The organism is Novosphingopyxis sp., assembly GCF_965218915.1.
GTDB lineage: Bacteria > Pseudomonadota > Alphaproteobacteria > Sphingomonadales > Sphingomonadaceae > Novosphingopyxis.
Map to the genome: position 1 here is coordinate 2414085 of NZ_OZ244708.1, position 22811 is coordinate 2436895.

The following is a 22811-nucleotide window of genomic DNA, read 5'->3' on the forward strand; positions in this document are numbered from 1 at the left end:
CTGGTCATCGGCGCGCCAATCGAAATGCCGGCGGAATCGATCCGGAATTCGCGAATGGTGCGCTCGTGATCCTGGAGCAACATGGGATCATGAGCGAAACGACGCCCTGCTGGCTCAGATAGCTCAACAATTCGTGCATCTGCAGCACCAGAAAATTGTCGCTGGGCATGGCGTGGAGATAGGCGTTGGGACTATCGACCACGACGATCTTCGCGCCGTCTTTTTCCACCGACACTTGCACGGCGCCGGCGAACTTCCCGAGCGAAAGCTCCGCCGGATCGATCTGCCTCCAAGAAGAATATGGTCGAGGCCTTCCGTCCCTGTCGAGATCCGCTGCATTGACGTTTTTTCATCCATCTCAAACCATCTCGTCCACCGACAATCGTCGACCAGATATATGAGCGCGGTGTGATTGCCTAGACCGAAGGCTGGCATGTCCATTGATCATATGCTCTGAACGGCGGCTTTCGGCCAAGCGGAATACCTTCTGACGCTAAGAGTTAGACCCTTTCGACTTTCTTGGTCATTCGTCGCAGCAGACCATTTTGTCCATTTTGCGGCAGATAATTTCCTACCGTCCTACTTCCGCACTTTTGGGTGAAGCCGCAGCGGCGGTCTCGGTCAGCAGAGTGATCGACATGCGGCGGTTGCGCGGGTCGGCGGCATCCTGCGGGTTGAACGGCTGCCGGTCGGACACCCCCTCGATCTTGTCGAACCGCGTTTCCGTAAGACCGCCCGACAGCAGCGCCAGGCGCGTGGCTTCGGCGCGCGCGGCGGAGAGCAGCCAGTTGTTCATCGTCTTGCCCGACGCATAGGGCAGGCTGTCGGTGTGGCCGCGCACGGCGATGCCGTTGGGCAAGGTCCGGATCGCGCCCGCCACCTCGCGCAGCAGCTTGGCCGCGCGCGGTACGAGACGGTCGCTCGACAGCTCGAACATCGCGAAATCGGCGGCGTCGACCACCTCGATACGCAGGCCCTCGGGCGTGCGGATGAAGCGGATATTCTCGGCCAGTTGGCGCAGCTCCGCCTGCTTCTGCAGCCGGTCGCGGATCTCTTTCTCGATTGCGTCGAAGCGTTTCTCTTCCTCGGCGTGCATCGCCTTGTCCGCCGCATCCTTGCTGCCGGTAACCTCCTGTGGAATGGTGATCGCGCGATTGCCGGTTTGTCCCACCGCATGCGAGTAGCTGTCCTGCGCGATAATCGCGTCGCCGCCGAACGGCCCGTCGGAACCCGCGCTGTTCTGCTTGAATTCGATCAGGGTCGGCGCGAAATAATCCGCGATCGCCTTGCGCTGGCTCTCGTCGGTCGCGCCGAGCAGCCACATCAGGAGGAAGAACGCCATCATCGCGGTCACGAAATCGGCATAGGCCACCTTCCACGCGCCGCCATGATGGCCGCCATGATCGCCCTCGATGATCTTCTTGATGATGATCGGGCGCTGGTTCGACGCCCCCGTCTTGCCGGCCATGGCTCAGCGCGCCCTGAGGCCGTCGAACACGTCGGCGAAGCTCGGCTGGTTGGCATGATTGAGCCCCGAGCGCGCCGCCTCGATCACCAGCGGCTGCGGGTGACCGTGCAGGCTGGCGATGATGATCTGCTTGGCGACCTCGTAGATCTTGTGATCCTCGTCGATGATCGCCTTCACGCGGTTGGCGATCGGGCCGACCATGCCATAGGCGAGCAGCACGCCTAAAAAGGTGCCGACCAGCGCCGAGCCGATCATTTCGCCGAGCACCTCGGGTGGCTGGTCGATCGCGCCCATCGTCTTGACCACGCCGAGCACGGCGGCGACGATGCCCAGCGCGGGCAGCGCGTCGGCGAGCCATTGCAGATTGTCGGCCGGCCCCATCGCGCCCTTGTGATGGGTCTTCAAATGCTGGTCGACCACCTCCTCGACCGAATGGGGATCGAGATCGCCCGACGACACGACGACGAGGCGCAGGCTGTCGCAAATCAGGTTGACCAAGGCCTTGTCGGCGAGCAGGCGCGGGAATTCGGCGAAGACCGAGCTGTTCTGCGGATCTTCGACATGGGGCTCGAGCGCGACCGGCCCTTCGGCGCGCAGCATCTTCATGAGCTTGCCGCACAGGAAGATGCAGTCGAGATAATCCTGACGCTTGAACTTGGGACCCTTGAACACCTTGGCGAAACCGCCGCCCAGCGCTTTCAGCTCGGTGCCGTTATTGCCGGTAACGATCGCCGCGACGGCCGCGCCGCCGATGACCATCATTTCGATCGGCAGGGCATGCAACACCACCCCGATATTGCCGCCCGAAATGACGAAGCCCCCGAACACCATGACGATCAGAATGACGAGGCCGATTGCTGGCATCATGGTGCAGGCTATCCTTTGCTTGGTCGGCGGCAACGGCCTCCGATCGCGAACGGTGCGCAAGGCGCGCTCCGGTCAAGGGACTTAACGGCCATGAGGGCGCGCGATTAAGCCATTCGATCAGGATCTTGCGATCATCCCAGATAATCGAGCAACGAGCGCTGGTTGATCTTGGCGTAGACCGCCTGCGCCGCCTGCAACGAGATATCGAGCGCCTGCAGGCGGGTGATTGCCTCGCTGACGTCCACCTCCTCGATCTCCTTGCGCCGCTCTGCCAGGACGATGCGGCTTTCCAAGAACTGGTTGCGCGCGCTTTCGAGCCGGCCGCGCGCCACGCCCTGCTCGGTGAGCAGCGAGGTCATGTGGTCGAGCGCGTTGTCGAGCGGCTGCAGATTGGCCTCCCGCAGCGCACCGGTTCCGCTTCGCACGGCGTCGATGCTGGTCTGCAACAGGCTCTCCAGACTGGTCGTCCCGCCGCTGCCGTCGCCGATGCCTTGCGACAATTTGACCAAGGTCGGCGAGGCGATGACGTTGCGCGTGCCGCCGATCGGCACCTCGATCGCCGCATCGGCGAACAATTTGCCGCCATAGGGATCGTCCTGTCCCAGTATATCGCGAAAATTGGCGAGGATGCCTTCGAGCTCGATCGCGATACCCTCGCGATTCAGGCCGCTCACCGTGTCGTTGTTCGACAGGACGAGCAGTTCCTTGGCGCGGATCAGACCCGACGACAGCTCGTTCATGCTCGATTCGGCCTGCACGGCACGCGTTTCGGCGCGGCCGATATTGGCGCTGGAAGCTGCCTCGTCGCCCTGCTGGCGGGCGATCAGCGAGATCTCGAGCCAGCCCTGCGGATCGTCCGAAGGGCGGGTCAGACGCTTGCCGCTGGCGATCGCTTCCTGCTGTTCGGCGATGGCGTGCGCCAGATCGAGCTGGCTCTGTACGGCTTCCGCGGGACGATTGCGGTTGATCGACTGGATCATGAAAGAGGTCCCCTGAATGGACTGGAAAGCGTGCTGGATAAGGTGGCCGGATCGGAAGATGGCCCGGTCAGAAGATGGCGAGGATCGATTGCGTGGTTTCGCGGGCCACCTGGATCACGCGGCTGGCGGCCTCATAGGCCTGCTGCAGGCGAATCAGATCGGCCGTCTCGCGGTCGAGATCGACGCGCGACACGGCATCGCGGCTGCTGCGCATGTTGCGATCAAGCGAGGTTGCGGCGGCTTCCTCGTTCTTCGAAGCGAGAATAAGGTTGGCGTGGGCCGAAAGCAGCTGGTTCCAGCTCTGCTCGGTGCCGCCCGAGCTGCGCAGCCCGGCGAGCGCGATGAGATTGCCGTTGGGCTTGCCCCCCGTATCGGCCAGCGCGAGGTCCGAGGCATCGGCCGCGATCATGGTGAGACCCACCGCGCCGCCACCGGTGGTCAGCAACGCCTTGCCCGGGGTTCCGGCATCGGTGCGCCCGCCGACATGCCAGTCATTGACCTGCGTGGCAAAATCCTCGGCAAGCCGATCGAGCTTCGCAAGGTCGCCGGTCGCGGCGCTACGCGCGCGGCTGAACCCGGCGAGCATACCGTTGGTCGGCACCTTGCCGTCCTGTCCGTCGACCAGCACGCGAAAGCTGCCATCGGCGTTATCGGCCAGGCCGAGCGTGGCGGAGGTGCCGATTCCGGCGACCGTTTCCCCGGCATAACGAACCGTGGCGACGCCATTGTCGCCCAGGCTGATATCGGCATCGATGCGCTCGCTGATGACGGCGAGCGCGGCGTCGCGCGTGTCGAGCAGCCCGGCATAGGCCTGTGTGCCCGGCTGCGTGCGGCGTAGGTCGATATTGATCTTGGAGAGGTTTTCGAGCGACTGGTTGAGGCCGGTAATCTCGGCCCCGGCGCGCTGCCCGAGCTGGTCGATCGCCACGCTTAGATTGCCCGAGGTACGACGGAAGGTCTCCGCCGTGCTGTCGATGTCATTGAGAAAGGTGACCCGCAGCGCATGGTCGAACGGCGCCGCCGACAGTTCCTGCCCGCGTGCGTAGAAATCGCCGAGGCGCGCGCCGACATGCGCTCCGGCATTGTCGAGACCCGTCTCGATCGAGCTCAGCCAGCTCGTCGTCGTTTCGGCGCGTACCAGCGATGCGCCGCTCAGTCTTACCGACGCTTCGAGGAATTCGTCGCCCGAACGGGCAATCCCGTTCACGTTGACGCCGCCAAGCCCGCTCTGCGCCGTATAGAGCGGGTTCAACGAGGCGGTGATGGTGGCGTCGCCCAACCGGACGTTGCGCCGGACATAATCGCCGTTCTCGGAATTCGCGATGTTCTGCGACACGGTGTCGAGCGCGGTGGAATAACCGCGCAGCGCCGAGCGGCCGATGCTGAGTAATCCGCTCATGATTTGCCCTCGAACTGTTTCAGCAGCAGCTCGGCGATGCCGAAATCGGTGCTGCCGGCCATCGCATCGGCCATGTGCGCGTCTTGCATGTCGCGGAACTGGTCGGTCGCCTGGTTGCCGAAAATATCGTCGGCGAGCCCGGCGCTGCGCATCGATCTGATCATCTGGCGCAGAAACACCGCCTCGAACGCTTCCGCCGCCGCGCGCAGGTCATCCTTCTTCTGCGCCTTGCCGCTGTCACCAGCCGAAGCGGCGGCAACGGGACCGGTCGAGGCGATGGAATCGGTCACAGGATCACCAGCTCCGCCTTCAGCGCGCCGGCCTGTTTCAACGCATCGAGGATGGCCGCCAGATCGCTGGGGCTGGCGCCGATGGCATTGATCGACTGGACGATCTCCGACAGCGAGGCCCCGCGCGCGATGAACGCGTTGACGGGCCCATCATCGATGGTGATGTCGCTGCGCTGCTCGACCGCGGTCTGGCCGCGGCTGAGCGGGGCGGGCTGCACCACTTGCGGGGTTTCCTGAACGCGCACCGTCAGCGAGCCATGGCTCACCGCTGCCGGGCTGATCCGTACCGCGCCGTTGATGACGACGGTGCCGGTGCGCGCATTGACGATCACCCGCGCCGGAGCCTCGGCCGGGGTGACCTCCATATTCTCGATCGCGCCCATCAGCATGACCCGCTGCTGCGGATCGCCGGGTGCGCGGATGGTAATCGACACCGCGTCATTGGCCGAAGCGAGCTCTTCGCCGACCTTGGCGTTGATTGCATCGGCCACACGCAGGGCCGTCGTGAGATCGGCCTCGGCCAGATTGAATGTGAGAAAGGGGCTCTGCTCGAACCCGGTGGCGACGGCCCGCTCCACCGAAGCGCCGCCCGCGATGCGGCCGACCGATGGAATGTTGACCGTGGTGGTCGATCCGTCGCGGCCTTCGACACCCAGACCGCCGACCGCCAGATTGCCCTGCGCCATGGCGTAAATCTCGCCATCGGCACCGAGCAGCGGCATCATGATCAGTGTGCCGCCGCGGAGCGACTTGGCCTTGCCGATCGCCGAGACGGTGATGTCGATGCGCTGGCCGGGCTTGGCCATGGCGGGAAGATCCGCCGTGACGAGTACCGCCGCTGCGTTCTTGGTCGCCGGGTTGACGCCCGGCGGCAAGGTCAGGCCGAAGCGCGTGGTGACGCCCTTCATCGCGACGGTGGCGTATTCCAGGCTGTCGTCGCCCGTGCCGGCGAGGCCGACGACGATGCCGTAGCCGGTCAGCTGGTTGGTGCGCAGGCCTTGAAAGCCCCCCAGATCCTTGATCCGCTCAGCCGAAGCCGGCGATACCGCCAGCGTAACGGCCGAAAGAATCAATGCGATCCTGGCGAAGATGGAAGCAAAGCGGTTCATCAGAACGGGCTCACAATGTTGAAGAAGCGTTGCAGCCAGCCCTGTTTGCTGGCCTGCGCGATCTCGCCGGCGCCGCCATAATCGATATGGGCATCGGCCACGCGGGTCGACGGCACGATATTCTCGGGGCCGATATCGGCGGTGCGCACGAGGCCGCTGAAGCGGACATATTCGTCGCCGCGGTTCAGGCGGATAAGTTTTTCGCCGCGCACCAGCATGGTGCCGTTCGGGAAGATCTGCGCCACGGTGACGCTGATCTGGCCGCTCAGCGCATTGCTCTGCTGCGCGCTGCCGCCACCCTTGAAATTGGTGCCGCCGCCGAAGCTGACATCGCTGGGGTCAAACAGGGACAGCGGGCCGGTGGTCGGCGGGGTGATGCCGAAGCTGCCGGACTTGTCGACATTGGCGCTGTTCGATTTCACCGCCTGCGTGCGCTCGACCAAGGCGATGGTCAGCAGGTCGCCGATCCGCGCGGCGCGCGAGCCGGAGGTCAAAGCGGCATAGCCATTGGCGGCCTGGAAGATCGAGCCATCCGATGCGGCGACCGGCTGATATACCGGCGGCGGCGCGATGGTGGCGGCATAGGCCGGATCGGGCCGTGCCTGCTGATCGCCAAGGCAGGCGGTCAGCAGCGGCGCGGAGGCGAGCAGGATGAGAAGGTTTTTCATGGGGCTCAAGATCCTCAGAGCTGCTGATTAGCGAATTGGAGCATTTCGTCGGTCGCCTTGATCATCTTGGAATTGACCTCATAGGCGCGCTGGGTCTCGATCATGTCGACCAGCTCCTCGACGATGTTGACGTTGGAGCCCTCGAGCGCGCCTTGGCGCAGCACGCCGCGCCCTTCCTCGCCCGCCGCGCCGGTGATCGGCGCGCCGCTCGCCGCGGTCTCCTTGAGCAGATTGTTGCCGACCGATTCCAGCCCGGCGCCGTTGACGAAATTGGCGAGCTCGATCTTGCCCAGCTCATTGGGTTCGGCCTGTCCGGCAAGCGTCGCCGACACGGTGCCGTCGGCGCCGATCGTGACCGACGTCGCGCCCTCGGGCACCTGAATCTGCGGCTGGATCGGCAGACCCTCGGACGTGACCATCTGGCCGTCGGCGGTCAGATTGAAATTGCCCGCGCGGGTGTAGGCGGTGGTTCCATCGGGCATCTCCACTTGGAAATAGCCCGCGCCCTCGATCGCCAGATCCATCGCATTGCCGGTGGTCTGCAGCGATCCCTGCGTATCGATCCGCGCGGTGCCGGAAATCGCCACGCCGGTGCCGAGCGAAAGGCCGACGGCGAACTTGTTCTGCTGGTCCGACGCGGCGCCCTTCTGGACGACCTGCTGATAGGCCAGCGTCTCGAACTGCGCGCGGTCGCGCTTGAAGCCGGTGGTGTTCACGTTGGCCAGGTTGTTGGCGATCACGCGCATCTTGGTGTTCTGTGCGTCGAGCCCGGTGCGGGCGACCTGCAAGGCTGAATTGCTCATGGTTTCCTGTCTCCTTCGGTCGTCGGCTTAGCGCGGCATCTGCATGACGCTCGCGCCGCCATCGTCCATTTCCTTGGCGGTGGTGAGAAGCTTGACCTGCGCCTCGTAGGCACGGCTGGTCTCGATCATGTCGACCAGCGCCTGGGTCATGTTGACGTTCGATCCCTCCAACGCGCCGCTTTGCAGCCTTGCATCCGGATCTGACGGCAGCGCGCCGCCATTCTTAACCCGAAAGAGGGTATCCTCGCCCTTAACGATCTCGCTGCCCTTGGGGCTGACTATGCGCAGATGGTCGATCTGCTGCGGCTGGTTCGGATCGCCGCCCTTGGGCACGATCCAGACGCCGCCATCCTCGGCGATGCGGATAGTGTCGGCGGGCGGCACGACCAGCGGACCGCCCTCGCCCAGCACGGGATGCCCGTCGCCGGTGGTGAGGAGGCCGCTTTCGTTCATCATCAGATCGCCGCGGCGGGTATAACCCTCGTCGCCACCCGGCGCCTGCACCGCCAGCAAACTCTGTCCGCCCAGCGCGATGTCGAGCGGACGACCCGTCTCCTTCACCGCGCCGGGGTTCATGTCGGCGGCCAGCACATATTCATTGGGAGTCGCACGGCTCTGCAGCCCTTCGCCATGGATATATTGCGCCTGCGCGCTGACGATTTCAGCGCGAAAGCCGGTGGTGTCCGCGTTCGCCATATTATGCGCGATCGCGGTCTGGCGATTCATTACCCCCTGCATGGCGCGAAGGCTGAGATGGATCATCCTATCCATGGACTACTCCCATAATACCCTTTCCCGCTCGCGGGAGAGGAGCGAGCCCCGGACTTGATCCGGGGCGCAGCGGTGAGGGCTTGTTCAGCAGCGCCGAACTGTCGATGGCGCTTCGCGCCACCCACCCTCATCCGACTGCGCCTAGCCGGTACACCGGCAAGGCTCCGTATCCTTCTCCCGCCGAGGGCAGGAGAAGGTATTGAAAACCTAGTGAAGTCAAACCGGCACATTATCGATCAGACCTGCAGGTTGACGATCGTCTGGGTCATGTTGTTGGCGGTCTCGATCGCCTGCGCATTCGCCTGGAAATTGCGCTGCGCTGCGATCAGCGAAACCAGTTCCTCGGTGATGTCGATATTGGCGGTTTCGAGCGAACCCGAGCGCACGGTGCCGAGCGGGCCGGTGCCGGCCTGCGACAGCGCGGCGAGCCCGGAAGTGCCGGTCGCCTGCCAATGCGCGTCGCCGACGGGACGCAGGCCCTCGACCGCGACGAAGCTCGCCATCGCCAGCGACCCCAGCGCCTGCTGGTTGCCGTTGGAATAGGTGGCGGTGATCACGCCGTTGGTGCCCACCGAGATATTCGCGAGCACGGCGTTGGGATCGTTCGGATCGGTTTCCGGAAGCACCAGGCTGGTGAGGTCGGCCGAATTCGACGAGGTGATCTCGCCATCGGCGTTCACCGGGAGCATCTGGATGATGTTGCCGGTGGCGTCGACCACTTCGCGGGTGTTGTTCACGCTGAACGAACCGTTGCGCGTATAGGTGATCGCCGCCGTCGAGGACGGGCTCTTCACCGTGAAAAAGCCTTCGCCGGCCACCGCCAGATCGAGCGTGCGGTCGGTCGATTCCAGCGTACCCTGGGTGAACTGCTGGGTGATGCCCTGCAGCTGGACGCCCTGGCCCGCGATCATCTTGGTGGTCTGGGTCGGCGAGGCGGCGAACAGGTCGCCGAACTGCGCGCGGCTTTTCTTGAAGCCGGTCGAGTTGCTGTTGGCGATGTTGTTCGACACCACCGACAGATCGGATTGCGCGGCTTTCAGGCCGCTGAGCGAGGTAAGGAAGGACATGGGGCTTTCTCCTGGGACTAAATGCTTGGGTTGATCTTGCTGCTAAGGCTCAGCCGACGCCGCGCACGGCGGACACCTCGACGGGACCGATGGGGGTGGTGAGCGCGGCGCCCGCGGCGGAAACGCCGACGGCGCTGACGGGAAGCCAGGTCGCGGTCGAGATCGCGACCCCGCCCGATACGCGCACCTTTAGGTTGCCGAGGTCTTTCGGCTGACCGTTTTCATCGACGCTCTGGAAGGCGAACGGCACCTTGCCCGCTTCGACCGGTCCGGCGGCGGCCGAACGCACGACATTGCCGTCCGCATCGACCAGATCGATGGTCAGCTGGTCGCTGGGCGTCGCCAGATCGAGCTCGCCGCGATAGAGCCCGCCGGCGTCCATCGCCGCGACATCGCCATTGGCGAGCACCGACTTGCCGATGAACTGCGAAGCCTCGGACAGGCGCGAGCCCGAAAAGGCCTCCGAGATCGCTTTTAGCGACTGGTTCATCTCGGCGATGCCGGCAACGGATGAGAATTGTGCCATCTGCGCAACCATCGCCTGATTGTCGACCGGTTTGAACGGGTCCTGGAACTTCAGCTGCGCGGTCATCAGCTTCAGGAACGAGGTCTGATCGAGCGACCCACCGCCGGTGGCGCCGGTCGGCTGCGCCAGCGTCAGGCCGGGCGGAAGCGTGCTTGAAATGTCGCTCATTTGCCCATCCTCACGGTGTCCAGGATCAGCGACTTGGCGGTCTGCATCACCTGCACATTGTTCTGATATTGCCGGGCGGTCTCGATCATATCGATCAGCTCGGCGGCCTCATCGACGCCCGCGTCCCAGACGTTGCCGTCGGCATCGGCAAGCGGGTTGGTCGGATCGTGGCGCATTTTGGGTTCGGTGTTCGATTTCACCACTTTTTCGACATCGACGGTGGCGATACCGTCGGCCGCGCTCGCGGTGCGGAAGACCGGCTTCAGCGCGCGATAGGCTTCCGCCGCGCTGCTATAGGTCGTGCGCGCGTTGGCGAGGTTCGACGCGGTGGTGTTCATCCGGGTCAGCTGCGCCGACATGGCGCGCCCCGAAATGTCGAAGATGTTCATTGGGCCTGGCATGGATCATTCCCCTCTGATCGCGCGGGTGAGCGTGTTGACGCGCGCTTCGAGGAAGGACAGCGTGGTCGAATAGCCCACCGCGTTCTCCGCGAAGAGCGTCTGTTCGGTGGAAAGCTCCACGGTGTTGCCGTCCAGCGAGGACTGCAGCGGTACGCGGTATCCGGCATGGCCTTCCATCGCGCGATCCGCGGTCGAGCCGCCGACCACCTCGCGCATCGCCTTCTCGAAATCGAGATCGCGTGCCTTGTATCCGGGCGTCGCGGCGTTCGCGATGTTGGAGGCGAGCATCGACAGTCGCTGCGATCGCAGCTGAAGCGCGTCCCCGTGAATGCCGAAAATCTTGTCTGCCATAGTGCGTTTCCTGCTTAATCCTGGCCGCTATCTACCGTTGACGAGCCGGGACAATGGTTTGCCGAACATGATCAAGCAAAGGCCGTGCCAAATCGCGAGATTATGGAAATGAAGCGGTTTCTTGCGGATTCTGACGCAGCAGCGCCAACCGGGCGGCAGATTTTTGCCGCCCGGCAATATTTTGCCGCCCGCACGAGGGACAGGAAATGACAACAGCACAACTCGGCCAGTTTCTCGATCCCGGAGCATTGGCGCTGATCGGTCTTGGATGCCTGCTGGTTGCAGCGATCCAGAATGGGCTTGGCGGTCTCGGCACCGCACTTGCCGCTGCCGGGCGTCTGGTTCGCTCGGCAGGCGAACGCGAACGGGCCAGGCTCGCCGCGATCATGCTCGAAGATCTGGTTCAGCGCCGCGGCGTCAGTTGCGCGGATCGCGAGGTCGGCGCCTGTGCCTTTACTCATCAGCTCGGCACGATGATGTCCGACGAGCCCGGATTCGAAAGTTATGCCAAAGCGGTCGACGGGCTGCTTCAGGCGTGCGCTGCCAGGCGTGCCCGAGCGATCCAGGTCTGGAACGACCTCGCCGACGCCGCCCCGGCGCTCGGTATGCTGGGCACGGTGCTCGGTCTGGTCCAGATGTTCGGAGCGATGGACAGCGCGGAAGGGATCGGCGCGGCCATGGCGATGTGTCTGCTCACCAGCCTCTACGGCCTGATCTTCGCGCATCTCGTAGCCGGGCCGATTGCTCGGCGCCTGGAAATGATCGGCGAGCATGAGGGAGCGTGGCAGGGGGAGACGGCGCAGCGCATGCTGAAGCTGGCCCGGCGCGAATATCCCGACCGCGCGATGCGCAGGACATCGCCCGCGGCTGCGAAAGACGAGGCGTCCCGCACCCATCCTGATCTGGTCAAGGCGCTGCGTCGATGAAGCGTTCGCGCTCGATGGTCGGCTTTATCGATCTCAGCCTGATCCTGCTCGGCTCGGTCGCGCTGATCGGCGAGTTGCAGCAGCGCGACTCGAAGCCCGTCAAGACGATCAAGTCCGAGCAGGCGGCCGACCGCTCCGAAACGATCCACGTCGCGATCGGGCGTCTGTTCGAACCGGACGAGGCGCGGCTTTCCGTGCAGGGCGCCAGCTGGGTCCGGCAACTGGCGCGGCAAGCCGGAGGTCGCCGCGTGTCGATTCGCGTCGCGATCGACGATCTCCAAGGCAGCGCGCGGCTGGACGGCTGGGAACAGGCCGCCGCGCGGACCGCCGCGATCATGCATGCCATGAAGACATCCGGCTATCCCGCTCGAAAGCTCGAACCGGCCATGCCGCGAGACGGAAAGGGACCGTCGGGGGTAACGGTTTCGATCCATGATTGAGCGGCTGGCACGGCCTTTGCTTCGTGATCTGGGAATATACTCTATCGACCCGAGGCCCGAACCATGACCAGCCGCAAGATATCGTTCGTGACGACCGCCCTCACCCTGCTTGCCGCCGCCCCGGCGCTGGCCGGCAATTTCCAGGACCTGTCCGATCTCGACGTCGCGGTCTCCGCGCATGTGGGTGCGCAGATCGGCGAGCCGGGCGGCGCGCGCGCACCGATCGACCGGCGCCTGAAACTGAAAGCCTGCCCCGATGCGCCGTCGGTCTCGGGTCCGGTGCTCGGCGCAGCCGTCGTGCGCTGCGAACCGATCGGCTGGTCGATCCGCGTACCGCTCCTGTCCGGCGGGCAAGCCAATGGCAACGCAGCCGGGGCTGGCGCTGCGCGGCAGGAAATGCGAGATGCCGTCACGCGCGGCCAGGCGGTGCGCCTGTCGGTCGAGGGCCGTGGCTTCAGCCTCTCGCGCACGATGATCGCGGACGCCAACGGCAAGATCGGCGACATGATATCGGTGCGTGCCGACCGCTCGGCCAGACCGATCCTCGCGCGTGTCGTCGCTATCGGCGAAGTCTCGGTGCCGAGCAGCTGATCGCGCCGGCAGAGTGGGAAGCTGAAAATTTTTCCTTAAGGTCTGGCCGAAGCTGCCGTTACCGATAGCGACAAGCTGAAAGAGGTTATCATGAAAGTCGATCGTCCCAACGGATACAGCCCCGTCTCCACGGCGGCGCTGCGCAGCGGGAGCACCCAGCCGGTCTCCGCGATCACCGAGACCCGTGCCGCGCGCGACGAGACCGCGATCCGGCAATCCGATGCCGCGACCATCGCCAGCGAAGGCGCGCCGTTCGACCAGGCAAAGGTGGACGACATCCGCGCCGCCATCGCCGAGGGCCGCTACCTGATCGACCCGCAGAAGCTGGCGCAGAAGATGATCGCGCTCGACCTCTTCGGCGAAGACTGACCGATGCCGGCCCAGCGGATCCAGACCGCGCAGGAACTGCTGATCGCCGCGCTCGACGCCGGCGATGCGCAGGACATCATCGACGCGACCGCCAAGCTTTCCACGCTGATCGACGAACTGCGCGACCTGCCGACGCTCTACGCCAATGACGATGCGCGCGACGCGTTCGAGCGCATCGACCGATTGTCGCATGCCGCGGCCTACCGCCTGCGCGTGCTGACCGATCACACCCGGCAACAGCTCGAGCTGCTCGGCCACGAAAGCCAGCCCCTGCGCTACGGCCCCCGCGCCGCCTGAGCCGCGGCAACATCTCGCCCGGGATCGAGTCGCGGTCCGTCTGGAAGTGCGCAAAAGACCGCATACGGGGGCGGGCATCTTGCGCCCACCCGTTGCCGGCCATCGATGAACCGAACGGCTTTCATGGCCGGGATGTAGAGGAGCGATGGGCGGCATGGCCCGGACCATAGCGCGCCAAATCCTACTTTGGCAGCCTGCGGGTAATGGGAAAGGGAGGTAGCGGGTTAACGCTTCGTCATTCCGGGCTCGACCCGGAATCCATGGCGAGATCGAACTGCCGCTGGACCTTGGATCCCGGATCAAGTCCGGGATGACGGGGTGTGTGGGCGGGCGCGAGGAGACGAGGTCGGCGCGTGAGGCACCCCCGCGTCCCCGCCAAAGCAACATGATTCCGGACTCGACCTGGAATCCAGGGCGAGATCGAACTGCCGCCGGGCCCTGGGGCTCGCTCCTCTCCCGCTCCAAACCGAAACACTATCAGAAACTGGCACGGGTCTTGCTGACCTCCTGATGAAACAGGAGACGGCACATGCCATCTGGGATCAACAGCTTTGCGGGTGGCGGCGATCGTATCACCCGCGCCATCGCGCAGTCCGCCAAGCGGACCGGCGTCGATTTCGATTATCTGATGGGCCAGGCGCGCATCGAAAGCGGCATGAACCCCAATGCCAAGGCACCGACCAGCTCGGCCACCGGGCTCTACCAGTTCATCAGCCAGAGCTGGCTCGCCGTGGTCGATCAGCATGGCGCACAGCATGGACTGGACTGGGCGTCGAACGCGATCCAGCGCGATTCGCGCGGCCGCTACAATGTCGCCGATCCGGCCACGCGCCGCGCGATCCTCGATCTGCGCAAAAACCCCGAGGCCGCCGCCGCGATGGCGGGCGAGTTCGCCGCCGACAATCGCGACTATCTCGAGCAACGCCAGGGCCGCCAGATGGCCCCGGTCGATCTCTATCTCGCCCATTTCCTGGGCGCTGGCGGCGCCAACAAATTCCTGTCCGCGCACGCATCGGACCCCGACGCCGCGGCCGCGCCTCTGTTCGGCAAGGCCGCAGGCGCGAACCGCAACATCTTCTACGCCTCCAACGGACGCGCGCGCAGCTTCGACGAAATTCGAAACCGCTTCGCCGCCAAGCTTGGCGGCGACGCCAATCTGCCGCTGGGCGGCAGTAATCGGCCGGGTGGCAACGATCTGCCTTATGTCCAGCCCGCCGATTATCTGCGCCTCGCCAGCGCGCAGCGTGCAGCGCCCACCGGCACCGACCTCAACCGAAACGACAATGCGCGCATGGCCTATATGCTGCTCGCATCGATGGGAGCCTGACACCTCACATGAAAGCCGCCTCCACAAACGCGCTCGGCGCCTTGTTCGATGTTCGCTCCGCGCTGCTGCCCCTGGCGACTCTGTTGCTGGTGGTGTTCCTGGTGCTGCCGGTGCCCGCCTTCGTGCTCGACATCGGTTTCATCACCAACATCATGATATCGCTCGCGGTGCTGATGGTCGCGCTCAACGCGTCCAAGCCGCTCGATTTCTCGAGCTTCCCGACCGTGCTGCTGTTCGCGACCCTCCTAAGGCTCGGCCTCAACGTCGCCTCCACCCGCGTCGTGCTGGTGCAGGGCCACGAGGGTGGCGACGCCGCCGGTCATGTGATCGAGGCGTTCGGCTCCATGCTGATCGGCGGCGACTATGTCGTCGGCCTGTTCGTGTTCGCGATCCTGATGATCATCAACATGGTGGTCATCACCAAGGGCGCGGGCCGCGTGTCCGAAGTCAGCGCCCGCTTCACGCTCGACGCGCTGCCCGGCAAGCAGATGGCGATCGACGCCGATCTCGGCGCCGGACTGATCACGCCCGAGGAAGCCAAGCAGCGCCGCGTCGACGTCGCCACCGAAGCCGACTTCTACGGCTCGATGGACGGCGCCAGCAAGTTCGTGAAGGGCGACGCGATCGCGGGCGTCCTGATCCTGGTCATCAACATCGTCGGCGGCATCGTGCTCGGCATCGCCAGCCACGGTCTCAGCATCGGCGAAGCGGCTTCGACTTACACCATGCTCGCCATCGGCGATGCGCTGGTGGCGCAGGTCCCGGCCCTGCTGCTCTCGATCGCCGCCGCGGCCATCGTCACGCGCGTATCCTCGCCGTTCGATCTGCCCGGCCAGATCGCCTCGCAATTCGGATCGCACAAGGCGTGGATGCCCGTCGCGGCGATCCTGACGATCCTCGGCATCCTCCCCGGTATGCCGCACATGGTGATCCTGCCCGCCGCCGCGGTGGCCGGCTATTTCGCCTATCGTTTCTCGCGCCCAGTGCCCGAAATCGACGACAGCGCCGATGACCCCGCGCCCAATCCCAATGTCATCCACTGGAGCGATGTGTCCGATGAGGCGATGCTCGGCATCGAGGTCGGCTATGCGCTCACCCCGCTGGTCGACGAACGCAGGGACGCGCCGCTGATGAAGCGCGTCACCGGCATCCGCAAGCAGCTCTCCAAGGAACTGGGCTTCGTCATTCCGCTGGTGCGGATCAAGGACGATCTCACGCTCGATCCCAACGCCTATCGCATCACCATCGGCGGCACCGTGATCGGCGAGGACGTGATCTGGCCCGAGGACATGCTGGCGATCGACAGCGGCGATATCGACGAAGAGGTCGAGGGCCGCATCTGCAAGGATCCCACCTTCGGCATGGACGCGCGCTGGATTTCGCCCGACAAGCGCCCCGAGGCGATCGTCTCCGGCTATACCGTGGTCGACGCCTCCACCGTGCTCGCCACGCATCTCAACCATATGATCCGTCTCAACGCCGCGCAACTGTTCGGCATGGACGAGACCCGCATGCTGCTCGACAATCTGAAGGACCGCGCGCCCGAGCTGGTCGAGGGCCTTACCCCCAAGCCGCTGTCGCTGTTCGCGGTCTCCGCCGTGTGCCGCGCGCTGCTGATCGAAGGCGTGCCGCTGAAGGATTTCCGCCGGCTATGTTCCGCGATGGTCGAGGCGACCGGCGACGGCACCGTCGATATACCCTTGGTGGTCGAGCGGGTGCGCCAGCGCATCGGATCGATCATCATCCAGTCGCTGGTCCCCGTCAGCATGCCGCTGCCCGTGGTCACGCTCGATCCCGAGCTCGAGGGGCTGATCGGCCAGTCGATCAAGCTCGCCGGAGACGCGAGCTTCCCGATCGAACCGGGCCTCGGCCAGCGCATCCTCAGCGCGATCGAGGAATCGAGCCAGCGCCTGATGCTGCGCCAGCAAAGCTTCGCGCTGGTCACCTCGCCCGCCGCGCGCAAGGCGCTGTCGGACCTGCTGCGTCCGCGCTTTCCCGACACGCCCGTCTTGAGCTTCCGCGAACTGCCCGACGACAAGCCGGTCGAGGTCATCGCGACCGTGGGCGGCAAGGAAGCCCCCGCGCCCGCGCTCCAGCCGCAGGCCAAACACAGCTTCACCCAGCTTTGATCAACTAATATTGAAAGGAGTGCGGCAATGAGTTTTCAACCCGACCACAGCCTCACTTACGACCGCACACCCGCGCGCCAACGCCCGCAGCAGTTGATCGAGGACCATATTCCTTTGGTGCGCAAGATCGCCTGGCACGTCTCGGGCCGCGCGCCCGCCAGCATCGAGGTGGAGGACCTGATCCAGATCGGACTGATCGCGCTGATCGAGGCGGCTCGCCGCTATGAAGATCAGGGCCATCAATTTTCGACCTATGCAGGCACGCGCGTTCGCGGCGCGATGATCGATCATCTGCGCGCGCACAGCAATATGTGCCGCTCCGCGCTGGATTTTCGCAAGCAGCTTCGCCGCGCCCAGGACAAACTGATGAAGCGGAACGGCGGCAATCCCGGCGAGAGCGAGCTGGCGGCTGAACTGGGGCTCGAACCGGCGGAATTCCTTGCCCGCTTCGATCAGGCGGCCGACGTCCGGATGGAATCGATCGACGAGGTCTATTCCGAACACAGCATCTGGTTCGCCTCGGACGAAGACGGCGCCGACGCGGTGCTCGAGCGCGATCAGCTGACGGAGCTCGTTCAGGCCGGGATCGGCACGCTCGGCGAGCGCGAGCAACTGGTGCTGCAGCTGTTCTTCGTCGAGGAACTGAACCTGGAGGAGATCGGCGCGGTGCTCGGCGTCACCGCCGCGCGGGTGTGCCAGATCAAGAAGAGCGCGCTCGATACGATGCGCAAGAAGCTCGCAAGCCAGATCGGCTAAGGACGCGGCTCAGGCCGAGCCATCCCATATTTGTTCCCCGGCGAAGGCCGGGGTCCATCACGAACGATAGCCTGCTGAACTGCGCCCCATGCCGAGGCAGAGCATTCCCGGGCACGCTCGGCGATAGGTTATTCCTTGCGCACAGCAAAGCCCCCGCCGGATAGTCCGACGGGGGCTTCACTTACCTCCCGGCACCAAACGCGCGCCGGTATCCCTTCGATCAGCGCAGCAGGCTGAGCACGCCCTGCTGGCTCTGGTTCGCCTGGGCGAGCATCGCGGTCGACGCCTGGTTCAGGATCTGGAACTTCGCAAGCTGCGTCGATTCGGCCGAAAAGTCAGCGTCCTGGATGCGGCTGCGGCTTTCCGAGATGTTGGTGACGCGGTCGGTCAGGCTGCTGACGGTCGCCTGCAGACGGTTCTGCGAAGCACCCAGCTTGGCCTGTGCGGTCGTGACCGTGTTCAGCGCGGCGTCGAGCGACGACAACGCCAGGTCGGCACCAGCTTTCGTGCCGATGTTGATCGCGGAAACAGCGGTAGTGCCATCGGTCAGGCTTGCTGCGCGAACGTCGGTCAGGCCGATGTTGACGACTTCGCCGGCCTTCGAACCGGTTTGAATGTTAATCCCGGTTCCGGAGTTGGTGTTGTCGAGCAGCTTCACGCCGTTGAAATCGGTGCGGCTGGTAATGTCGCCGATCTGGCCGATCAGCGCGGTGACTTCGGCCTGCAGGTTGGTGCGATCGCCGGCGGACAGCGTGCCGTTGGCCGACTGCACCGACAGCTCGCGCATGCGCTGCAGCATGTTGGTGATCTCGTTCATGCCGCCCTCGGCGGTCTGCGCGAGCGAGATGCCGTCATTGGCGTTGCGCATGGCCATGTTCAGGCCGCGCACTTCGGACGTCATGCGGGTGGCGATGGCAAGGCCAGCGGCGTCGTCGCTGGCGGAGTTGATGCGCTGTCCGGTGGACAGACGCTCGATGGCCTTGGACAGGCCCATTTCAGCGCGCGACGATGCGGTCGAGGCGCGCATGGCGGAAATATTGGTTCCGATTACGGTCATGGTAGGTCCTTTTTCCTGTTGCGGCAGCCATGAATTTCAGCAGCCTCGATAGTGTTAACGGTAGCGTAGCGATGCGATTAAGGATCGAATAAGCGATCATTCTGAATTGCTTACGGTCAGTTCGGCCAGGTCTTCACCATGACGCAAAAACGCCCGCCGGGATATCCGGCGAGCGCCTGTCTTGTACGCCGGCGCCAAACGCGCGCCGGTTGAACTTGTTGATCAACGCAGCAGGCTGAGCACGCCCTGCTGGCTCTGGTTCGCCTGGGCGAGCATCGCGGTCGACGCCTGGTTCAGGATCTGGAATTTGGCGAGCTGCGTCGATTCGGCCGAGAAATCGGCGTCCTGGATGCGGCTGCGGCTTTCCGAGATGTTGGTGACGCGGTCGGTCAGGCTGCTGACGGTCGCCTGCAGACGGTTCTGCGAAGCACCGAGATTGGCCTGCGCCGTCGTCACGGTGTTGAGCGCGGCGTCGAGAATACCCAATGCCGCGTTAGCGCCGCCGGCATAAGAGATGTCGATATTCGACACGATCGCGTCCACATCGGTGGTACCGTCGGTGGCCTTGAAGGTCTCTTGCGTCGTTCCATCGGCCTTGAATTGCTTCAAAGCGGCTGCTGCAACATTGGTAAGCTGCACGCTGACCTGTTCGCCAGCCTTCGATCCGGTCTGGATGCTGATGGCATTGGCGTTGTCGAGCAACTTCACGCCGTTGAAATCGGTGCGGGTGGCGACATCGCCGATCTGGAGCTTAAGCGCCGCAACTTCCGACTGCAGGTTGGTGCGATCGCCGGCGGACAGCGTGCCGTTGGCCGATTGCACCGACAGCTCGCGCATGCGCTGCAGCATGTTGGTGATCTCGTTCATGCCGCCCTCGGCGGTCTGCGCGAGCGAGATGCCGTCGTTCGCGTTGCGCATCGCCATGTTCAGACCGCGCACTTCGGACGTCATGCGGGTGGCGATGGCGAGACCGGCGGCGTCGTCGCTGGCGGAGTTGATGCGCTGTCCGGTGGACAGACGCTCGATGGCCTTGGACAGGCCCATTTCAGCGCGCGACGATGCGGTCGAGGCGCGCATGGCGGAAATATTGGTTCCGATTACGGTCATGGTTGATCCTTCTTCCTTGTTACGGCTGCCCGAGTTTCAGCGGCCTCGGAAGCGGTAACGGCGGGCGGCGAGATCGCTTAAGCGGAGCCAAGGGGGGGACGACGGTGCTTAAGTTGTCAAAGTTTCCCGTAATGGGCGATTTGAAAAATATATTTCGCAACAAGCCGACAACTTAAGAGGGCGGGCCGCGGCGATCGAAAGTTTGGCGCGTGAGTATTTCATAACCTATATGGTTATCACATTCGAGCCGTTCTGAAAAGTGTTTTCTGACGAGAGGGGTGTGCTATTTCGAAATCCAGGGCATGTCCGACAGTCCCGCGCCGTCGCTGGCGCCGACGCGCCACCCACCCTCATCCCCCCGCTTTCGCGGGGGCAGGCAACTTGCGCCCCGGATTAATCCGGGGCAAGCGCCGCCCGCATTCAAAAAAAAGCGCCCGCCGGAACTATCCGACGGGCGCCAGTTTATTTCAGGTGGCGGACACGGTCCGCGCTCGACTGAAATATCAGCGGAGCAGGCTGAGAACGCCCTGCTGGCTCTGATTGGCTTGCGCAAGCATCGCGGTCGATGCCTGGTTGAGGATCTGGTACTTTGCCAGCATCGTCGATTCGGCGGAGAAATCGGCATCCTGAATACGGCTGCGGCTCTCGGTAAGGTTGGTCACGCGGTCGGTCAGGCTGCTGACGGTCGCCTGCAGACGGTTCTGCGAAGCACCCAATTTGGCTTGGCCGGTCGTGACCGTGTCCAGCGCCGTGGCAAGCACGCCGAGCGCCGTGTTCGCGCCGGCAGCGGTGCTGACGTCGATGGCATCGACACCCAGCGTTGCGGTCCGTACATCGGTCAAGCCGATCGAAACCTGCTCACCGGCTTTCGACCCGGTCTGGATAGCGATCGTCGTGCTCGATCCGTTGAGCAGGCCGACGCCGTTGAAATCGGTGCGGCCGGCGATATCGCCGATCTGGCCGATCAGCGCGGTGACTTCCGTCTGCAGATTGGTGCGATCGCCGGCGGACAGCGTGCCGTTGGCCGACTGCACGGCCAGCTCGCGCATCCGCTGCAGCATGTTGGTGATCTCGTTCATGCCGCCCTCGGCGGTCTGGGCGAGCGAGATGCCGTCGTTGGCGTTGCGCATCGCCATGTTCAGGCCGCGAACCTCGGAGGTCATGCGGGTGGCGATGGCGAGACCGGCGGCGTCGTCGGCCGCGGAGTTGATACGCTGGCCGGTGGAGAGGCGGTTGATGGCCTGCGAAAGACCCATTTCGGCGCGGTTCGAAGCGGTCGAGGCGCGCATGGCGGAGATATTGGTTCCGATGACGGTCATGATAAATTCCTTCAGTTGTTCCCAGACCGGTCTGTTCGTTCGCCGGTTCGAAAGGGGTGACGGCAGGATCGCGAACCGCTTAAGCAAAAAAATATCGGCGCCTCGGCCGGGCGATGCGAGGCTTCTTATATAGGGGAAGCGCCAAATCCTTGACGCCCGCCGACGGGCGGTTGACGCTTTGCCGTCCATCACCCGCCCCGCCCCGCCGAACCCCGACGGAAAAGCGGCGTTTTTCGAACTGGCACGCTGCTTGCTTCCCTGGCTTGCATGGGATGCGGTGGGTTGGCCGCTCGAGACCGGGGATTATCGATGTACGTTACGAAGACCGCCGTCAGCGACGGTGCCGCCGCGATGCTGCCGACCCTGGCAGCCTATCTTAACAGCGTGATGATCGAGACGCGGCGCATCGCGGCCGATGACGGCTCGCCGCGCACCCGCTCGGTGCGTATCCTGACGCCCGAAGACATGGCGCTGGCCTGCCACCGCGACATTATCGTCGATTTCCGCGACGGCGCCCCCGGCCTGATCCCCGCCGACAAGGGCCAGCCGATGCGCATCGCCTTTGGTCCCGGCGACATGAAGCTCGGCCACGCGCTCATTGCCGAGGCCGTGCGCGGCGGCGGTCCCGCCATCGGCGAGCCCGCCAGCGCCAAGCTGATGCGCTACGCCGCGCGCGTCGCCGCCAGCGAAGCCGCCGTCCTGATCCAGGGCGACACCGGTGTCGGCAAGGAAGGCATGGCGCGCTTCGTCCACAACCAGAGCCCGCGCGCCGAGGGTCCGTTCATCGCGGTCAACTGCGCCGCGCTGCCCGCCACGATGGTCGAGGCGATGCTGTTCGGCCACAAGCGCGGCGCCTTCACCGGCGCCAGCGGCGAGAGCGAGGGCCTGTTCCGCGCGGCCGACGGCGGCACGCTGTTCCTCGACGAGATCACCGAACTGCCACTGGAATTGCAGGCCAAGCTGCTGCGCGCGCTGCAGGAAGGCGAAGTGCTGCCCGTCGGAGAGACCAAAGCGGTCAAGGTCGACATCCGCATCGTCGCCGCCGCCAACCGCGATTTCGCCGCCGAAGTGGCCGCGGGCCGCTTCCGCGAGGACCTCTACTGGCGTCTCAACGTGATGCCGATCGCGATCGCGCCGCTCCACGAGCGCCGCCAGGATGTCTGCGCGATCGCCGCCACCATGCTGCTCGCGATGCAGCCGGACGGCGAGTTCGCCTGGATCGAAGCCGATGCGCTCGAAGCGCTGATGGCGCACGCCTTCCCCGGCAATGTGCGCGAACTGTGCAACATGATCCAGCGCGCCCTCGTGCTGCGCGAAGGCGACGCCATCACCGCCGAGGACTTCGATCTGCGCGCTGCCCCCACCCTACCTGTCATCGCTCCCGCCATGCTTCCCGCCGCTCCCCGCGCCGACCCGACCCCGGCCACCAACCGCGTGCTGCGCGGCCGCGATCTGCAGAGCCGCGCCCGCATGGCCGAGTTCGAGGCGATCGAGAGCACGCTCGAAGAAACCCAGGGCAACCGCCGCCAGGCCGCCGAGCTGCTCGGCATTTCCGAACGCACGCTTCGCTACCGGCTCGCGGACATGCGCGAGCTGGCCGAAGCCGCCTGAAGGAGGACTGACCG

Annotated in this window: 26 protein-coding genes; 9 read left to right on the forward strand and 17 right to left on the reverse strand. The window is 64.8% G+C overall.

The window, feature by feature from the left end; translation table 11 throughout:
* Positions 1-4: 4 nt before the first annotated feature.
* The 14 genes from ACOQPC_RS11285 to flgB all read right to left on the reverse strand — a co-directional run bounded on the left by ACOQPC_RS11285 (position 5) and on the right by flgB (position 10868).
* Positions 5-229 (reverse strand): hypothetical protein, encoded by a 225-nt coding sequence (locus tag ACOQPC_RS11285; protein ID WP_420605826.1) that lies wholly within the window; start codon positions 227-229, stop codon positions 5-7.
* Between the two features lie 342 nt (positions 230-571).
* Positions 572-1468 carry a flagellar motor protein MotB gene (locus ACOQPC_RS11290; RefSeq protein WP_420605827.1) on the reverse strand — a complete coding sequence of 299 codons (897 nt, stop codon included), beginning with the start codon at positions 1466-1468 and terminating at the stop codon, positions 572-574.
* Between the two features lie 3 nt (positions 1469-1471).
* The gene (gene motA, locus ACOQPC_RS11295) at positions 1472-2335 is read right to left on the reverse strand and encodes a flagellar motor stator protein MotA (RefSeq protein WP_420605828.1); all 864 of its coding nucleotides are present in this window, start codon (positions 2333-2335) and stop codon (positions 1472-1474) included.
* A gap of 131 nt (positions 2336-2466) precedes the next feature.
* On the reverse strand, positions 2467-3315 hold the full coding sequence (locus ACOQPC_RS11300; protein WP_420605829.1) for a flagellin: 849 nt from the start codon (positions 3313-3315) through the stop codon (positions 2467-2469).
* 67 nt (positions 3316-3382) lie between these two features.
* Positions 3383-4714 (reverse strand): flagellar hook-associated protein FlgK, encoded by a 1332-nt coding sequence (locus ACOQPC_RS11305; protein ID WP_420605830.1) that lies wholly within the window; start codon positions 4712-4714, stop codon positions 3383-3385.
* Complete coding sequence (locus ACOQPC_RS11310) at positions 4711-5004, reverse strand: rod-binding protein (protein ID WP_420605831.1); 294 nt, start codon at positions 5002-5004, stop codon at positions 4711-4713. Before ACOQPC_RS11310 ends, ACOQPC_RS11305 begins: the two co-directional genes overlap by 4 nt.
* Entirely contained in the window at positions 5001-6113 is a 1113-nt protein-coding gene (locus ACOQPC_RS11315) for a flagellar basal body P-ring protein FlgI (protein ID WP_420605832.1), read from the reverse strand. Before ACOQPC_RS11315 ends, ACOQPC_RS11310 begins: the two co-directional genes overlap by 4 nt.
* The gene (locus ACOQPC_RS11320) at positions 6113-6781 is read right to left on the reverse strand and encodes a flagellar basal body L-ring protein FlgH (protein ID WP_420605833.1); all 669 of its coding nucleotides are present in this window, start codon (positions 6779-6781) and stop codon (positions 6113-6115) included. The genes ACOQPC_RS11315 and ACOQPC_RS11320 overlap by 1 nt, the downstream gene beginning before the upstream one ends.
* A gap of 14 nt (positions 6782-6795) precedes the next feature.
* Positions 6796-7584, reverse strand: a complete 789-nt coding sequence (gene flgG / locus ACOQPC_RS11325) for a flagellar basal-body rod protein FlgG (protein ID WP_420605834.1) — start codon at positions 7582-7584, stop codon at positions 6796-6798.
* A 27-nt stretch (positions 7585-7611) separates the two neighbouring features.
* Complete coding sequence (locus tag ACOQPC_RS11330) at positions 7612-8355, reverse strand: flagellar basal body rod protein FlgF (protein WP_420605835.1); 744 nt, start codon at positions 8353-8355, stop codon at positions 7612-7614.
* 236 nt (positions 8356-8591) lie between these two features.
* Positions 8592-9422 (reverse strand): flagellar hook-basal body complex protein, encoded by an 831-nt coding sequence (locus tag ACOQPC_RS11335; RefSeq protein WP_420605836.1) that lies wholly within the window; start codon positions 9420-9422, stop codon positions 8592-8594.
* Positions 9423-9471: 49 nt separating this feature from the next.
* The gene (locus tag ACOQPC_RS11340; protein ID WP_420605837.1) at positions 9472-10116 is read right to left on the reverse strand and encodes a flagellar hook assembly protein FlgD; all 645 of its coding nucleotides are present in this window, start codon (positions 10114-10116) and stop codon (positions 9472-9474) included.
* The gene (gene flgC / locus ACOQPC_RS11345; RefSeq protein WP_420608130.1) at positions 10113-10505 is read right to left on the reverse strand and encodes a flagellar basal body rod protein FlgC; all 393 of its coding nucleotides are present in this window, start codon (positions 10503-10505) and stop codon (positions 10113-10115) included. The genes ACOQPC_RS11340 and flgC overlap by 4 nt, the downstream gene beginning before the upstream one ends.
* Positions 10506-10520: 15 nt before the next feature.
* Positions 10521-10868, reverse strand: coding sequence for a flagellar basal body rod protein FlgB (flgB, locus tag ACOQPC_RS11350; RefSeq protein WP_420605838.1), 348 nt, complete (start codon positions 10866-10868; stop codon positions 10521-10523).
* Between the two features lie 206 nt (positions 10869-11074).
* Between flgB and ACOQPC_RS11355 the strand changes: the two genes are divergently transcribed.
* The 8 genes from ACOQPC_RS11355 (at position 11075) to ACOQPC_RS11390 (ending at position 17703) form a co-directional block, all read left to right on the forward strand.
* Positions 11075-11794 carry a MotA/TolQ/ExbB proton channel family protein gene (locus ACOQPC_RS11355; protein WP_420605839.1) on the forward strand — a complete coding sequence of 240 codons (720 nt, stop codon included), beginning with the start codon at positions 11075-11077 and terminating at the stop codon, positions 11792-11794.
* Entirely contained in the window at positions 11791-12234 is a 444-nt protein-coding gene (locus ACOQPC_RS11360; protein ID WP_420605840.1) for a hypothetical protein, read from the forward strand. Before ACOQPC_RS11355 ends, ACOQPC_RS11360 begins: the two co-directional genes overlap by 4 nt.
* Before the next feature lie 63 nt (positions 12235-12297).
* Positions 12298-12825 carry a flagella basal body P-ring formation protein FlgA gene (locus ACOQPC_RS11365; protein ID WP_420605841.1) on the forward strand — a complete coding sequence of 176 codons (528 nt, stop codon included), beginning with the start codon at positions 12298-12300 and terminating at the stop codon, positions 12823-12825.
* Positions 12826-12915: 90 nt separating this feature from the next.
* Positions 12916-13194 carry a flagellar biosynthesis anti-sigma factor FlgM gene (gene flgM, locus ACOQPC_RS11370; protein ID WP_420605842.1) on the forward strand — a complete coding sequence of 93 codons (279 nt, stop codon included), beginning with the start codon at positions 12916-12918 and terminating at the stop codon, positions 13192-13194.
* 3 nt (positions 13195-13197) lie between these two features.
* Entirely contained in the window at positions 13198-13491 is a 294-nt protein-coding gene (locus ACOQPC_RS11375; RefSeq protein WP_420605843.1) for a hypothetical protein, read from the forward strand.
* Between the two features lie 529 nt (positions 13492-14020).
* The gene (locus ACOQPC_RS11380) at positions 14021-14818 is read left to right on the forward strand and encodes a transglycosylase SLT domain-containing protein (RefSeq protein ID WP_420605844.1); all 798 of its coding nucleotides are present in this window, start codon (positions 14021-14023) and stop codon (positions 14816-14818) included.
* Positions 14819-14826: 8 nt separating this feature from the next.
* Positions 14827-16947, forward strand: a complete 2121-nt coding sequence (gene flhA, locus ACOQPC_RS11385; protein ID WP_420605845.1) for a flagellar biosynthesis protein FlhA — start codon at positions 14827-14829, stop codon at positions 16945-16947.
* Positions 16948-16974: 27 nt separating this feature from the next.
* A complete protein-coding gene (locus ACOQPC_RS11390) occupies positions 16975-17703 on the forward strand; it encodes a sigma-70 family RNA polymerase sigma factor (protein WP_420605846.1) in 729 nt (242 codons plus the stop codon).
* A gap of 220 nt (positions 17704-17923) precedes the next feature.
* Here ACOQPC_RS11390 and ACOQPC_RS11395 read toward each other — a convergent pair whose 3' ends face one another.
* The 3 genes from ACOQPC_RS11395 to ACOQPC_RS11405 all read right to left on the reverse strand — a co-directional run bounded on the left by ACOQPC_RS11395 (position 17924) and on the right by ACOQPC_RS11405 (position 21186).
* Positions 17924-18760: a flagellin gene (locus ACOQPC_RS11395; protein ID WP_420605847.1), complete on the reverse strand. Its 837-nt coding sequence runs from the start codon at positions 18758-18760 to the stop codon at positions 17924-17926.
* Positions 18761-18982: 222 nt separating this feature from the next.
* Complete coding sequence (locus tag ACOQPC_RS11400) at positions 18983-19867, reverse strand: flagellin (protein ID WP_420605848.1); 885 nt, start codon at positions 19865-19867, stop codon at positions 18983-18985.
* Between the two features lie 503 nt (positions 19868-20370).
* The gene (locus ACOQPC_RS11405; protein ID WP_420605849.1) at positions 20371-21186 is read right to left on the reverse strand and encodes a flagellin; all 816 of its coding nucleotides are present in this window, start codon (positions 21184-21186) and stop codon (positions 20371-20373) included.
* A gap of 309 nt (positions 21187-21495) precedes the next feature.
* Here ACOQPC_RS11405 and ACOQPC_RS11410 point away from each other — a divergent pair, with 309 nt between their 5' ends.
* On the forward strand, positions 21496-22797 hold the full coding sequence (locus tag ACOQPC_RS11410) for a sigma-54 interaction domain-containing protein (RefSeq protein WP_420605850.1): 1302 nt from the start codon (positions 21496-21498) through the stop codon (positions 22795-22797).
* The last annotated feature ends 14 nt before the right edge of the window (positions 22798-22811 follow it).